The sequence below is a fragment of the Propionivibrio limicola genome (assembly GCF_009469695.1).
Lineage (GTDB): Bacteria > Pseudomonadota > Gammaproteobacteria > Burkholderiales > Rhodocyclaceae > Propionivibrio > Propionivibrio limicola.
This window is the reverse complement of record NZ_SSSR01000005.1, coordinates 87,339-101,516: the sequence shown is the minus strand read 5'-3', so window position 1 is coordinate 101,516 and position 14,178 is coordinate 87,339. Positions and strand designations below refer to the sequence as shown.

Below are 14,178 nucleotides of genomic sequence, written 5' to 3'. Positions count from 1 at the left end.
CGCCATCGGTGCGGCATTGGGGGACCGCTCATGACGGTTGAGGCTTTCTATCTGACACCCGGCGCGGGGCCCTCGGGCCGGCGTTTCTGCCTGTATTACCCGCCGGCCGCAGGCATGAGCCCACGCGGCGCCGTCGTCTACATTCATCCTTTCGCTGAAGAGATGAACAAGGCGCGGCGCATGGCGGCCTTGCAGGCGCGGGCGATGGCGAAGTCCGGCTATGCGGTGTTGCAGATCGACCTGTTCGGCTGCGGAGACAGCGCCGGCGACTTTGGCGAAGCGACGTGGACGCATTGGCTGGCCGATGTCGAGTTGGCCTGTGACTGGCTGCAGGCACGCCGGAAAGATGAGAGCGTCGACTTCTGGTTGTGGGGCCTGCGCACCGGTTGCCTGCTGGCGGCGCAGGCGGCGGCGCGGCGAAGTCGTCCGTGCAATTTGCTGCTCTGGCAACCGGTGGTTTCCGGCAAGCAGTTCCTGCAGCAGTTCCTGCGTCTGAAAGTGGCAGGGGAGGCGCTCGCTGGGGAAAGCAAGGGGGCGATGGCCCGCTTGCGTGAGCAGTTGGCGCAAGGTTGTCCGGTGGAAATCGGCGGGTATCTGCTGTCGCCGGCGCTCGCCGAAGGGCTGGAGATGGCTGAATTGGCGGCTCCGCCTGCGGCGGGGCGGGTCGAATGGCTCGAACTGTCGGGCCGTATGGACGGCATCTTGTCGCCGGTGGCGAAGGCGAAAATCGATCAATGGCGGGCGGCGGGAAGCTGTGTGCGTGGTAGCGCGGTTGCCGGCCCGGCCTTCTGGCAAACCGTCGAGATTGCCGAATGTCCAGCGCTGATCGACGCCAGTTTGCGTGCCATGAAATCGGCGAAGCAGCCATGAGCGCCAAGACTTACGACGAAATTCCGCTCGTTTTTCAGGTTGCCGACGAGTCGCTGCTGGGCATCGTCGCCAAGCCCGAGCAAATGGCCGATTGCGGCGTGGTTATCGTCGTCGGCGGTCCGCAGTATCGCGCCGGGAGCCATCGGCAGTTCGTGCTGTTGGCGCGCCGGCTGGCCGACGCGGGTTATGCGTCGCTGCGCTTCGATTATCGGGGCATGGGCGATAGTTCAGGCGAGACTCGCAGTTTCGAGACTGTGGGCGATGACGTGGGGGCGGCCATCGATGCCCTGCTGGGGGCGTGCCCCGAACTCCGGCGCGTCGTCTTGTGGGGGCTGTGCGATGCGGCGTCGGCCACCTTGTTGTACGTCCATGAGCGCCCCGATCCGCGCGTGGCCGGGGTCGTGTTGCTGAATCCGTGGGTGCGTTCCGAGGTGGGCTTGGCCCAGACGCATATCAAGCACTACTACGGCCGCCGTTTGTTGCAGCGCGAGTTCTGGCTCAAGCTGCTTCGCGGGAGGCTGCAGTTGCTGGAATCATTGCGCGAGTTCCTCGGGAACGCCCGGCTGGCGCATCGGCAACGCGGCGCCGGGATGCAGTCGTTCCGGGAGCGGATGGGGCTGGGATGGCGCGATTTTCCGGGAAAAATTCTGCTCGTCCTGAGCGGCGAGGATTACACGGCGCGGGAATTTCTCGAATTCGTCGCCACGAGCCGCGAATGGGAGGGCAACCTGTCGGCGTCGAAGGTCAGTCGTATCGATATCGCTGGAGCTGACCATACTTTCTCGTCGGCCGCGTGGCGGACGGCAGTCGAAGACGCGACCCTGGCTTGGCTTTCCCGGCTGTAAAGAAAATCGCGTTGCGCTGATTTATTCGTCACACCGGCGAAAGCCGGTGTCCAGCTCGTTGATTTTTCTGGATTCCGGCGTTCGCCGGAATGACGATTCTTGCTTTTCCTAGGACGCTTTTTCAACCTCGGCAATGCGCTTGGCAATGTGATCGAGCGCTTCCTCCACCTGATCGACGAGGATCAGGCACACGTCGCCGGCCTTGAGTTCGGCCAAGGCCGTGTCGATGGCCAGGAATTCGCCGCGGATTTCCTTGATGTCGGCCGTGCGCTTGGCGTCCTGCAGACCTTCGCGCAGGAGCGCCAGTACTTCGCCGTCGGCGCGGCCGCGTTGGCACTGATCCTGATACAGCACGACCGAATCGAAGGCATCGCCGAGAATCTGCGTCTGCTCGCGGATGTCCTGATCGCGCCGGTCGCCGGCGCCGCTGATGACCACGGAGCGGCGTGCGCCCGATTTGCCCGGCATGTTGTCGATGGCGCTGACGAGCGCCTGAATCGCGTCCGGGTTGTGGCCGTAGTCGGCGATCAGCGTCGCGCCCTTGTAGTCGAAGAGGTTGAAGCGCCCCGGGGCCGATTGGGCGTCATTGACGAAATTGCCGAGGCCGGCTTCGACGATCTTCCAGTCGAGACCGAGCGCCCAGCCGGCGCCCGTCGCGGCCATGGCGTTCTCGATCTGGAAGCTGACCGCGCCGTTGGCCGTCACCGGAATGCCGGCGAGCTTGATGCGGTGCTCGAAGCCGCCTTCCGAGGCGACGATGCTGTCGCCGTCGAGATAAATGATGCGCTTGCCTTGGGCGCGATGCATGGCCATCACCGGATGGTTGCGGTCGAGGGCGAAGAAGGTGACCTTGCCGGGGCAGGCGTCGGCCATGCGGGCGACCATCGGGTCGGCGGCGTTGAGCACGGCGACGCCGGTATCAGACTTGACGTTCTGCACGATGACGCGCTTGACCACCGAGAGGTCTTCGACGGTGCTGATGTAGGACAGACCGAGGTGGTCGCCCTTGCCGATGTTGGTGACCACGGCGACATCGCAGCGGTCGAAGCCCAGTCCCTCGCGCAACACGCCGCCGCGGGCGGTTTCGAGCACGGCGGCGTCGACGTCAGGATGCATCAGCACATTGCGCGCGCTCTTCGGGCCGCTGCAGTCGCCGGTGTCGATGCGCTTGCCCTCGATATACACGCCGTCGGTGCTGGTCATGCCGACGCGCAGACCGTGGCTAGAGAGGATGCTGGCGATCAGGCGCACGGTGGTCGTCTTGCCGTTGGTGCCGGCGACGGCAACGAGCGGGATGCGCGCATCGCTGCCATCGGCGAACATGCTGCCGATGATTGCCTCGCCGACGGCGCGGCCCTTGCCGAACGAGGGCTGAAGATGCATGCGCAGGCCCGGTGCGGCGTTGAGTTCGACAATGCCGCCGCCCTGTTCTTCGAGCGGGCGCAGCACGTTCTGGCAGACAATATCGACGCCGGCGATGTCGAGGCCGACCATCTGCGCCGCAGCGATGGCGCGGGCGGCAAAGTCGGGGTGAACGTCGTCGGTGACGTCGGTGGCGGTGCCGCCGGTGGATAGGTTGGCGTTGTTGCGCAGGATGACGCGCTGACCCTTGGCCGGAATCGATTCGGCGGTCAGGCCATCCTCGGCCAGGCGGGCGAGGGCGATGTCGTCAAAGCGGATTTTGGTCAGCGAGGTCGCATGGCCGGTGCCGCGGCGCGGGTCGGCATTGACCTGATCAACCAGTTCGCGGACGGTATGCACGCCATCACCGAGCACCATCGGCGGTTCGCGGCGGGCGGCGGCGACCAGTTTGTCTCCGACGATCAGGAAACGGTGATCCTGGCCGGAAATGTAACGCTCGACCAGCACATCGTCGCTGATCTTGTAGGCTACGGCGTAGGCGGCGAGCACCTGCTCCCTGGTCGTCAGGTTGACGGCCACGCCTTTGCCCTGGTTGCCGTCCTGCGGCTTGATGACGACGGCGACACCTTTCTCGATGCCGATTTCGCAGGCGGCGGCCCAGGCGTCTTCGGCATCCTTGACTGGCCGGCCGCTTGGCACCGGCACGCCGGCCGATTGCAACAGACGCTTGGTGAGTTCCTTGTCCTGGGCGATCGATTCGGCGACGGCGCTCGTCCGGTCCGTTTCGGCGGCCTGGATGCGCCGCTGCTTGCTGCCCCAGCCGAACTGGACGAGGCTGCCTTGCGTCAGGCGCCGGTAGGGAATGTTGCGGGCGACGGCCGCGTAGACGATCGACCCGGTGCTCGGGCCGAGGCGGACGTCCTCATCAAGTTCGCGTAGGCGATGCAGCACATCGGCGAGGTCGAACGGCTGGTCATTGACGGCGGCGATGCAGAGTTCCTGGGCCAATTCAAAGGCCAGGCGGCCGACTTCTTCCTCGCTGTATTCGACGACAACCTGATAAACGCCGGTTTCAAGCGTTTGCGTCGTGCGGCTGAACGTGACCGGGCAGCCGGCCTGGGCTTGCAGCCCGAGCGCGGCGAATTCGAGTGCGTGCGCCATGGTGACGATTTTGTCGCGGCCAACCGGTTGCAGCAGCGCAATTTCCGGGAAACGTTCGCGCAGACGCATTTCGAAACCGGGGATGTTGTCGATGTTGCGCTCGGCGTCGCTGCAGGAAACGATGGCCTCGATGGCCGTGTGGCGGCTCCACAGGTTGGGGCCGCGCAATGCCCGGATGCGTGATACGTCCATGAACGGTGTCCTTTGTTTCTCGTGTGTTGTCTTTGGCCCGGAAGCGAGGCTTCCGGGGGGCTTTTCCTGTTGTCGCTTATTCCTGATCGACGAAGAATGTCTCGATGCCGGTGCGCATGACGTCGGGCGAGACGCCGAGCGCCCATGTCGCGCCGACGGCGGCCAGCACGTTTTCGGTCTGCTCCACGTTCTTGCCGCCCTCGGTGAGCGGAATGTCCTTGAGCTTGGCGAGCGAGACTTCGCCCTCACGGCTGGCCAGCATGATCTGGCCGTAGCGGACGATGACGGCGCGCTTGCCCTGTTCGAGGTGTTCGGTAATGACCGGCAGCGCAGGATCGTAGGCGAAGAAAATGACTTCGCCGTCGCACAGCGGCGCCATGTCGACCAGCATCGGCTCCTTGGCATTCAGGATGGCGGCGCCGTCGTCGAGCACCAGATCGACCTGAGTGCGCAGGGCGTTGAAGACCTGTTCCGGCGTTTCGATGTAATGCCGTCCCGTATGGCGGGCCACGTCGAGATTGGTGACGACGCCGATCTGGCAGCGGTCGTAAGCCAGCCCTTCGCCAACGATGGTGTCGCTGCCGTTCTCGAAAACCGCCGCTTCGATGGCGCGGTTCATCAACAGGCGGTTCATGTGTTCCCAGCGCGCGCAGTCGCCGGTTTCCGACTGGCGGCGGTCGAAAAAGACGCCTTTGCTGCACACGAGGCCGGTGTGTTTGCCGGACAGGGTGAGCAGGCGGGCGATGATTTGTGCGACGGTGGTCTTGCCGTAGCTGCCGGTGATGCCGACCAGCGGAATGCGGCCGGTGCCGTTGTTCGGGAACAGGTGTTCGACAATCGCCTTGCCGACCGGGCGTGGCTTGCCGACGCCGGGTTTCAGGTGCATCAACAGGCCCGGCCCGGCATTGACTTCGACGATGGCGCCGCCTTGCTCGGCGAGCGGTTTCGAAATGTCTTCGACGACGAGATCGATGCCGGCGATGTCGAGGCCGACGATGCGCGCCGCCAGCGAGGCGAGGGCGGCCGTTTCCGGATGAACCTCGTCGGTGACGTCGAATTCGTGATTTGCATTGCGCTGGATCAGCACCTCGCGGCCTTCGGCCGGGATCGATTCGGCGTCGAGTTTCTGGCGCGACAGTTCGATGCGTGCGGCGGAGTCGATGCGGATATTGGAAAGCGGATGGCTCTCGCTCGGGCCGCGGCGCGGGTCGGAGTTGATCTGGATGTCGATGAGTTCGCGGATCGTATGCTTGCCGTCGCCAGTGACCTTGACGACGTCGCCACGGTTGGCGGCGACCATCTTGCCGCCGATGATCAGCAGACGGTGTTCGGAACCCGGGATGGAACGCTCGACGAGCACGCCGCTGCCTTCATCGACGGCGATCTTGTACGCCATCTCGATTTCTTCACGGGTGTTGAGGTCGATGAACACCCCGCGTCCGTGGTTGCCGTCAACCGGTTTGACGCAGACCGGCAAGCCGATGTCCTCGGCGGCTTCCCAGGCGTCTTCCGGGCTGTCGACTTCACGCCCTTCCGGCACCGGCACGCCGCAGTTCTGCAGCAGCGTTTTGGTGAGGTCCTTGTCGCGCGAGATGCCCTCGGCGATGGCGCTGGTCTGGTCGGTTTCCGCCGTCCAGATGCGGCGCATGGCGGCGCCGTAGGCGAGCTGGACGAGATTGCCGGTTTCCAGCAGCCGGATGCACGGGATGTTGCGGTCATCGGCCGCGTCCACGATGCTGGCCGTGGAGGGGCCAAGGCAGAGCGAGTCGACCATGTCGGCGAGTTTTTCGACCGAGGCTTTGACGTCGAACGGACGGTCTTCCATCGCCGCCATGATGAGCTCGCGGGCTTCGTGCAGCGCGGCGTGGGTCACCTGTTCTTGCCAGGCGCGGACGACAACCTTGTAGACGCCGCGCTCGGAGGTGCCGCGTGCCTTGCCGAATCCGCCCGGCAGCCCGGCCAGGTTCTGCAGTTCCAGCGTCACATGTTCGAGGATGTGCGCCGGCCAGGTGCCTTCCTGCACCCGACGCAGAAAGCCGCCCGGCTCTTCATAGCTGCAGCGGTGTTCGTAGAGCGAGGGCAGCATGTCCTTCAGACGCTCGTAGTAGCCGGGGATGGTGTTCGACGGGCAGTCTTCGAGATCACCGATATCGACGATCGCTTCGAGAACGGGACGGTAGGTCCACATGTTGGGGCCGCGCAGGTGGCGGATGTCGAGGAACTTGATGTCTTTTGTTTTCATGTGATCAATGGTTGCCTGAAGCGGTCGATGGATGATCGGAAAAACGGTTCGTTATTATGCGGCGACTAAGTTTGCAAGTAACGCGGTTCGTGGCATTCGGCTGACACGGACACGCAGGGGTTATTAGAGGAAACGGTCGAGAATCTTGCGGCTGTGCGTATCCAGTCCGTAACGGTCGCGGATCAGGTACTGGATGCCGTTGTTGTCGGCGATCAGCAAGGCCGGTCCGGGCAGGCGGCGGATGTCCTCCTCGCCTTTTAGGATCAGTTTCGTCTCGCCGCGGTTGGTGGCGACCGTCCACGTGCTCGGCGTGGCAAAGCTCGACACATCGACGATCCGTTCGATGGCGGGCATGAACTCGCGGCTGGCCAGTTCGCTTTCGATCAGTTCGCGCAAAGGAGCGGGAAGTTCGGAAAGCCGTTCGACCCAAGCCAGTTCATGGCCATGCGGGTCGACGAGCGCGATGCCTTCATCCGGTGCTCCGATCGGAAAGGCGCGCACGGGGACGGCCTCCTTCGCTTCGCCGTCGCTGCCGGTGAAGATCAGTTTGCCGAAGGGATTGCGCTGCAGTTGGTAATCGGGCGTCAGACTCATTCTTCTTCTCCTTCCTCGTTGCCTTCGCTGCCGTTCTCGGTGTCGACGTTGCGTGCCTGTGCCTGATAAAGCTCGTAGTAATGACCTTCCCTGGCCATCAGCTCATCGTGGCTGCCGACCTCGACGACGCTGCCGCGATCGAGCACGACCAGCCGGTTGGCTTCGCGCAGCGTCGACAGGCGGTGGGCGATGGCGATCGTGGTCCGCCCGCGCACGAGGTTGTCGAGCGCCTTCTGGATTTCCTTCTCGGTCGTCGTGTCGACCGACGAGGTGGCTTCGTCGAGGATCAGGATCTTCGGGTCGATCAGCAAGGCGCGGGCAATCGAGATGCGCTGGCGCTCGCCGCCGGAGAGCGCCTGGCCACGTTCGCCGACCAGCGAATCGTAGCCGTGCGGCAGGCGCAGGATGAACTCGTGGGCGTGCGCGGCGCGGGCGGCGGCGACGATTTCCTCGCGCGTCGCGTCGGGCTTGCCGTAGGCGATGTTCTCGGCGATGGTGCCGAAGAACAGGAACGGCTCCTGCAGCACGAGGCCGATGTGCTTGCGGTATTCGGCGACTGGCACCGAACGGATGTCGACGCCGTCGATCAGGATCGCGCCTTCGGAAACGTCGTAGAAGCGGCAGATCAGGTTGACCATCGTGCTCTTGCCCGAACCGCTGTGGCCGACGAGACCGACCATTTCGCCCGGTTCGATGGTCAGGCTGATGTCGCGCGTGACGCTGCGCGTGCCGTAGCGGAAGCCAACGTTGCGCAGCTCGATGCGCCCGGTGACGGCCGGCAGATGCACCGGATTGGCGGGTTCCGGCACGCTCGATACATGGTCGAGGATGTCGAAGATGCGCTTGGCGCCGGCGGCGGCCTTTTGCGTCACCGAAACGATGCGGCTCATCGAGTCGAGGCGGGTGTAGAAACGGCCGATGTAGGCGAGGAAGGCGGTCAGCACACCGACCGAGATGTCGTTGCGAGAAATCTGCCAGATGCCGAAGGCCCAGATGATCAGCAGGCCGATCTCGGTGAGCAGGGTGACGGTCGGGCCGAACAGCGACCACACTCGGTTGACCTTGTCGTTGACTTCCAGATTGTGCTGGTTGGCGGCGCGGAAGCGCGCGGCCTCGCGGCTTTCCTGCGCGAAGGCCTTAACGACGCGGATGCCGGGAATGGTGTCGGCGAGCACGTTGGTGACTTCGGCCCAGATACGGTCGACGCGCTCGAAGCCGGTGCGCAGCTTCTCGCGCACGGTGTGGATCAGGAAAGCGATGACCGGCAGCGGTAAAAGCGTGACGAGCGCCAGCCACGGGTTGATCGAGACGAGGATCAGCGTCGTCATCGTGATCATCAGGACGTCGGTGGCGAAGTCGAGGAAGTGCAGCGAAATGAACAGGTTGATGCGGTCGGTTTCCGAGCCGATCCGTGCCATCAGGTCGCCGGTGCGCTTGCCGCCGAAGTATTCCTGCGAAAGCTTGAGCAGGTGCTCATACGTCGTCGTGCGCAGGTCGCGGCCGATGCGTTCGGAAACCAGCGCCAGAATGTAGGTACGCGCCCAGCCGAGCACCCAGGCGAGCAGCGCCGCGCCAAGCAGGCCGGAGAGGTAGAGCGTGACGAGGCCGGTGTCGATCGGCTTGCCGTTCTGGTACGGGATCAGCACCTTGTCCATCAGCGGCATGGTCAGGTAGGGCGCTACCAGCGTCGCTGCCGTGGTGGCGAGCGAGAGCAGGAAGCCGGCCAGCAGTTGCCAGCGGTACGGGCGGGCGAAGCGCCACAGGCGGAACAGCGTCCACGTCGAAGGCGGCGTCAGTTCTTCCTTGCTGCACACCGGGCATTCATCCTGGCCGGCGAGCAGCGGGGTTTCGCACTTTGGGCACAGGGCATGTGCGGGCGGTGGTGTCAGGGCACCTGTTGCGAGAAATTCGAGCTGACGTGTGAAACGATCGATCAGCCGTCCGGCGGCAACGTCCAGCTGCAACGTATAGCGCCACAGCGCTCGACGTCCCTCCTGATCGAAAAGCTCCAGGCTGCCGACGCCGGCATGGTCGCGGCGGGTCAGCTTCAGGCCGGGACGAAGTTCGAGGCTTTGCCAGTCTGCTGATTCTTCGCTCCTGGCGAGCAAGTGCCTGCTGGTCAGTACGACAACGCCTTTGGTGAAGCGCAGTTGGGTATCGAGGTCGATTTCCAGCCAAGCGAGGATTTTCTCGTTGTCATCCATCTGTGTTTCGACCTGCGATTTCCACATCTCGGGAAGGGGGAGGGGGGACTCTTTGATTTCGGCCGTTGCGGGATGGGAACTGGCAGCAATTCGCGTAGAGGTTCGAGATGTCATGGAGCTTCCGTAATAACGCGGCGGTTTTCGGCAGTGTGCAGCGAGGGCGCCGAGTATACCCTTCTGCGTGGTTCGATTTCGCGCCGCTTTTCGTCGATGGCAGGGTTTGCGTCCCTGGCTTTTGTGCTCGCTTAACGAGCCAGTCGCCGAAGCGATGACAAAGCCCCGGCAATCGCCAGGCGTTATGTTCCGGCGCTGCGGCTCAGGTTTGACAATGCCATCGGTGCGTTCCTATACTTTGCGCCGTTGAAGGTTCCCCAAAAGGGATTAATAGGGAATCCGGTGCCGGGTCGAGCGCGTTTTGTGATTGCTTCGACCCGAAATCCGGGGCTGCCCCCGCAACTGTAATCGGCGAATCTTTGCCCCATCTTGCCACTGGTAAAACACCGGGAAGGCGGGCAAAGCGTGATGACCCGAGAGCCAGGAGACCTGCCTCAGCATTCTTTTCACGTAACAGGGGCGGGGCGTCCCGGACGAGAGGTTCATCATGCGTATTCATCTTGCTGCACCCCATTTCAGGTTCGGGCCAACGCTCGCCCTGCGGGCTGACACAGACGCGCGCATCGTGGCATCGGCCCATTCGGCTCCCCGTTCCGACGGAGCGACCCGATGCACAACCATGATTTTCCCGAATTAACCCTTTGCAGCCTCCTCCCGACGGCCAACGCCACAAGGAGGGCAATGCAATGAGCCATGACCTCCTGACACTCGTCGTGCTGGCCGTCGTGGCCTTCTTCTTCATCACGGAACTGGTACCTCTGGCGGTGACGGCCATGGCCGGCGCCATCGCCGTCGGCGTGCTCGGCATCATCCCGATACATGACATTTTCTCGGGACTCTCGAACTCCACAGTGGTGTTGTTCGCCTCGATGTTCGTGATCGGCGCCGCCATGTTTCACACCGGGCTGGCGCAAAAGATCGGTGCCTCGGTCGTCAAGGTCACCGGCACCGGCGAAAACTCGCTGATGATCGGCACCATGGTAACGGCGGCGGCGCTTTCCTCGGTCACTTCGAACACGGCGACTACCGCCTGCCTGATCCCTGTGGTTGCAGGCATTTGCGGCGTATCCGGCATTTCCGCCAAACGCCAGATGATGCCGATGGCCTTCGCCGCCGGGCTCGGCGGCATCATCACACTGGTCGGCACGCCGCCCAACACGCTTGTGCTTGGCCCGGGCGGCTACAAGTTCATGGATTACGTGAAAGTCGGCAGCGGTCTGGTCATCGTCTGCCTGCTGGTCTCGGTCGCGGTCATTCCGCTGGTCTGGCCGTTTTCCCTGCCCAAGCCATAAAAGGACGACGCCATGCCAAGCAGAAAGCGAGAGGTACCCACGCTGGCGGAATTGCACGCCCGACGCAAGGTGGCCGTGCGGCTGCATCTTCAGGACGTGCCGATGATGCGGATCGTTGCGGCGACCGGGCTTAGCAGGCCCGGCGTCCGAGCGGCCCTCACACTATTCGCGGAAGGCGGAATGGCCGCACTGAAGCCGACTGAGCGCGGCAGAAAACCGGGAAGCGGACGGCGCCTGAGCGAGGCGCAGGAGGCCCGCATCCAGCACCTTCTTTGTCGCCAACGCCCCGAACAAGTTGGGTTGGATGGAGCGTTGTGGGATAGGCAGGCTGTGGCGCAACTCATTCGCCGCGAAAGCGGCAGACAGCCGATCCTGCGCTCCACCGGGAAATATCTGGCGCGATGGGGACTGCTCCCGCCTCAAGCTCAAAGCAACGATACGGATTCCCGTCCCGGCTGGCTGCAACGCTGGCTGGAAGTGTCGTACCCGTCGGTCCGGCTCAGGGCCGTTGGAGAGGGGGCGCAAATCCTGTGGGCCCGACGTTCGACACATCTCGATCCTGCCCCTGGGCGTCCGGAAGACCAACCGCGACTGACCATGTTGTCGGCCACAAGCAATCGGCGAAAAAGCCGCTGGATGCTCTTTCCGGGCCTGGTTAGCGAAGATCGGCTGATCGAGTTCATGACCGCGCTGATCAATGACGCCACCCGAAAAATCGTCCTGATCGTCGATAGATTCGATGCTTTTCAGCACCAAGGCGTGCAGTCATGGCTGCACGAACATGCCGGTCGCCTCGAACTTGTGTTTTTTCCGGAGGAACGATCCACAGCGCTTTTTGGCGCCTACGCTACCGCGCGTGCCAACCCGTGTTCGACGACCACCCTGGCCAGCGCGGCAAGTGGACCGGCACACGTACGAACTGTTCGCCGACATCGGGAAGGAACAGGGCTGTGACAGCAATTTCCCGGCTACTGCTCGTGTTTTTTCTCTGGATCGCAGTCGTGCAGGTCATCGTCAGACTGATCGGTCCGGAGCGAAAAGAACGCTGGTTTCGCCAGCGCGAGCTTTCGCGCAATTTCCTGAACCGGCGCGGCCTGTTCGGTCAATCCCTACTGATCGGCCATCCCCGCACCTGTCAAGGCTGGCTGATCTGGGCCGGCATCGTCGGCGTCATCGCGGCCAGCCTCTGGATTGCGCTGCCTCCAACCATTGAAGGACAACTCTGATGCACTTACCTGAGGCTGCGGCCATACCCAAAACGCGCTTTCCCGGCGGCATCGTCAAGCGCAACGGCGAGCGCGCCAGCTTTGCGCCGCGCCGTATTGCCGATGCGCTGACCCGCGCCGGACAGGCTTCCGGCGAGTTTGACGAGGACGAAGCCGCCCTGTTGACGCAGCGCGTGCTCAAAGTCCTGCACCACCGCTTCGCATCGTCCGACCCGACCGTCGAACAGGTGCAGGACGTCGTCGAGCAGGTACTGGTCGAAGCCAACCACCTGCGCACCTTCCGCGCCTACGTCACCTACCGCGACCAGCACCGCCGGCTGCGTGAAACGCGCAAGACGCTGATCGACGTCGAAATCTCGATCAACGAATACGTCGACCGTGCCGACTGGCGCGTCAAGGCCAACGCCAACCAGGGCTATTCGCTGGGCGGGCTGATTCTCAACGTCTCCGGCAAGGTCATCGCCAACTACTGGTTGTCGCACGTTTATCCGCCGGAAATCGGGCAGGCGCACCGCGAAGCCGATTTCCATATCCACGACCTCGACATGCTCTCCGGCTACTGCGCCGGCTGGTCGCTGCGCACCCTGCTGTTCGAGGGTTTCAACGGTGTCGCCGGCAAGCCGGAGGCCGATCCGCCGAAGCACTTTTCCAGCGCGCTCGGGCAGATGGTCAATTTTCTCGGCACGCTGCAGAACGAATGGGCAGGCGCGCAGGCATTCAGTTCCTTCGACACCTACCTGGCCGCCTACGTGCGCAACGACGGGCTCAACTACGATGCCGTGCGCCAAGGGATGCAGGAGTTCATCTACAACCTCAACGTGCCGTCGCGCTGGGGCACGCAAACGCCGTTCACCAACCTCACCTTCGACTGGGTCTGCCCGGCCGACCTGCGCGAACAGGTGCCGGTCATTGGTGGCGTCGAGATGCCCTTCGCCTATGGCGAGCTGCAGGCCGAGATGGACCTGATCAACCGTGCCTTCATCGAGGTGATGAGCGCCGGCGACCGGCGCGGCCGGGTGTTCACCTTCCCGATCCCGACCTACAACATCACGCCCGACTTCCCGTGGGAATCGGAAAACGCCGAGCGGCTGTTCGCCATGACCGCCAAGTACGGCCTGCCGTACTTCCAGAATTTCCTGAATTCGGACATGCAGCCGAACCACGTGCGCTCGATGTGCTGCCGCCTGCAGCTCGATCTGCGCGAGTTGCTGAAGCGCGGCAACGGCCTGTTCGGCTCGGCCGAGCAGACCGGCTCGCTCGGCGTCGTCACGATCAACTGCGCACGGCTGGGCTACCGTTTTGCCGGCGACGAAGCCGGCCTGCTGTCGCGCCTCGGCCACCTCGCCGACATGGCGCGCGACAGCCTGGAGATCAAGCGCAAGGTCGTGCAGCGCCTGATGGACGACGGCCTCTTCCCCTACACCAGGCGCTACCTGGGCACGCTGCGCAACCACTTCTCGACGATCGGCATCAACGGCGTCAACGAGCTGGTGCGCAACTTCACGCACGGTGCCTCTGACATCAGCCAGCCAGACGGCCACGCACTGGCGATCCGCCTGCTCGACTTCCTGCGCGAACGCATGCGCGGCTACCAGGAACAGACCGGCAACCTCTACAACCTCGAAGCGACCCCGGCCGAAGGCACGACCTACCGCTTCGCGCGCGAGGACAAAAAGCGTTATCCCGACATCCTGCAGGCCGGCACACCGGAAGCGCCGTACTACACCAATTCGACGCAACTGCCGGTCGGCTTCACCGACGACCCGTTCGAAGCCCTGCAACGGCAGGATGAGCTGCAGACACGCTACACCGGCGGCACCGTACTGCACCTGTACATGCGCGAACGCATTTCCTCGCCGGAAGCCTGCCGCAAGCTGGTACAGACCTCCTTGTCGAAGTTTCGCCTGCCGTACATCACCGTGACGCCGACTTTCTCGATCTGCCCGAAGCACGGTTATCTGGCCGGCGAGCACGAGTTCTGCCCGCGCTGCGACGAGGAAATTCTGGCGCGGCGCAAGAAAGCTGACCAACAGTCGGGCGCTACGTCCGACGATGCACTTGTTTCCCCTTTTTGAA

General features: G+C 63.6%; 10 protein-coding genes and 1 riboswitch. Of the genes, 6 read left to right on the top strand and 4 right to left on the bottom strand.

The window, feature by feature from the left end:
* Positions 1 to 30 precede the first annotated feature (30 nt).
* The gene (locus tag GH659_RS06330) at positions 31 to 870 is read left to right on the top strand and encodes a hydrolase 2, exosortase A system-associated (protein ID WP_153110262.1); all 840 of its coding nucleotides are present in this window, start codon (positions 31 to 33) and stop codon (positions 868 to 870) included.
* On the top strand, positions 867 to 1,715 hold the full coding sequence (locus GH659_RS06325) for a hydrolase 1, exosortase A system-associated (RefSeq protein WP_170285835.1): 849 nt from the start codon (positions 867 to 869) through the stop codon (positions 1,713 to 1,715). The genes GH659_RS06330 and GH659_RS06325 overlap by 4 nt, the downstream gene beginning before the upstream one ends.
* A 108-nt stretch (positions 1,716 to 1,823) precedes the next feature.
* Here the strand turns inward: GH659_RS06325 and cphA are convergent, their stop codons facing one another.
* The 4 genes from cphA to GH659_RS06305 all read right to left on the bottom strand — a co-directional run bounded on the left by cphA (position 1,824) and on the right by GH659_RS06305 (position 9,584).
* On the bottom strand, positions 1,824 to 4,430 hold the full coding sequence (gene cphA, locus GH659_RS06320) for a cyanophycin synthetase (RefSeq protein WP_153110257.1): 2,607 nt from the start codon (positions 4,428 to 4,430) through the stop codon (positions 1,824 to 1,826).
* A 76-nt stretch (positions 4,431 to 4,506) separates the two neighbouring features.
* Entirely contained in the window at positions 4,507 to 6,672 is a 2,166-nt protein-coding gene (locus tag GH659_RS06315; RefSeq protein ID WP_153110255.1) for a cyanophycin synthetase, read from the bottom strand.
* A 123-nt stretch (positions 6,673 to 6,795) separates the two neighbouring features.
* Positions 6,796 to 7,266 carry a cyanophycin metabolism-associated DUF1854 family protein gene (locus GH659_RS06310; RefSeq protein ID WP_153110253.1) on the bottom strand — a complete coding sequence of 157 codons (471 nt, stop codon included), beginning with the start codon at positions 7,264 to 7,266 and terminating at the stop codon, positions 6,796 to 6,798.
* Complete coding sequence (locus GH659_RS06305) at positions 7,263 to 9,584, bottom strand: cyanophycin metabolism-associated ABC transporter (RefSeq protein ID WP_211364131.1); 2,322 nt, start codon at positions 9,582 to 9,584, stop codon at positions 7,263 to 7,265. The genes GH659_RS06310 and GH659_RS06305 overlap by 4 nt, the downstream gene beginning before the upstream one ends.
* A 232-nt stretch (positions 9,585 to 9,816) precedes the next feature.
* Positions 9,817 to 10,035, top strand: a riboswitch (cobalamin riboswitch).
* A 235-nt stretch (positions 10,036 to 10,270) separates the two neighbouring features.
* On the opposite strand from GH659_RS06305, the gene GH659_RS06300 reads away from it, so the two are divergent.
* From GH659_RS06300 to GH659_RS06285, 4 genes are read left to right on the top strand one after another with little or no spacing between them, the layout of a single operon-like run.
* Positions 10,271 to 10,876, top strand: coding sequence for an SLC13 family permease (locus tag GH659_RS06300; protein ID WP_153110251.1), 606 nt, complete (start codon positions 10,271 to 10,273; stop codon positions 10,874 to 10,876).
* A 12-nt stretch (positions 10,877 to 10,888) separates the two neighbouring features.
* The gene (locus GH659_RS06295; protein WP_153110249.1) at positions 10,889 to 11,830 is read left to right on the top strand and encodes a transposase; all 942 of its coding nucleotides are present in this window, start codon (positions 10,889 to 10,891) and stop codon (positions 11,828 to 11,830) included.
* Positions 11,827 to 12,102 carry a hypothetical protein gene (locus GH659_RS06290; protein WP_153110247.1) on the top strand — a complete coding sequence of 92 codons (276 nt, stop codon included), beginning with the start codon at positions 11,827 to 11,829 and terminating at the stop codon, positions 12,100 to 12,102. Before GH659_RS06295 ends, GH659_RS06290 begins: the two co-directional genes overlap by 4 nt.
* Entirely contained in the window at positions 12,102 to 14,177 is a 2,076-nt protein-coding gene (locus GH659_RS06285; protein ID WP_153110245.1) for a ribonucleoside triphosphate reductase, read from the top strand. The genes GH659_RS06290 and GH659_RS06285 overlap by 1 nt, the downstream gene beginning before the upstream one ends.
* The last annotated feature ends 1 nt before the right edge of the window (position 14,178 follow it).

What these genes read in the sequence shown, in the direction of transcription:
- GH659_RS06330 (WP_153110262.1), top strand. Translation starts at nt 31, where the DNA reads ATGACGGTTGAGGCTTTCTATCTGACACCCGGCGCGGGGCCCTCGGGC.
- GH659_RS06325 (WP_170285835.1), top strand. Translation starts at nt 867, where the DNA reads ATGAGCGCCAAGACTTACGACGAAATTCCGCTCGTTTTTCAGGTTGCC.
- cphA (WP_153110257.1), bottom strand. Translation starts at nt 4,430, where the DNA reads ATGGACGTATCACGCATCCGGGCATTGCGCGGCCCCAACCTGTGGAGC.
- GH659_RS06315 (WP_153110255.1), bottom strand. Translation starts at nt 6,672, where the DNA reads ATGAAAACAAAAGACATCAAGTTCCTCGACATCCGCCACCTGCGCGGC.
- GH659_RS06310 (WP_153110253.1), bottom strand. Translation starts at nt 7,266, where the DNA reads ATGAGTCTGACGCCCGATTACCAACTGCAGCGCAATCCCTTCGGCAAA.
- GH659_RS06305 (WP_211364131.1), bottom strand. Translation starts at nt 9,584, where the DNA reads ATGACATCTCGAACCTCTACGCGAATTGCTGCCAGTTCCCATCCCGCA.
- GH659_RS06300 (WP_153110251.1), top strand. Translation starts at nt 10,271, where the DNA reads ATGAGCCATGACCTCCTGACACTCGTCGTGCTGGCCGTCGTGGCCTTC.
- GH659_RS06295 (WP_153110249.1), top strand. Translation starts at nt 10,889, where the DNA reads ATGCCAAGCAGAAAGCGAGAGGTACCCACGCTGGCGGAATTGCACGCC.
- GH659_RS06285 (WP_153110245.1), top strand. Translation starts at nt 12,102, where the DNA reads ATGCACTTACCTGAGGCTGCGGCCATACCCAAAACGCGCTTTCCCGGC.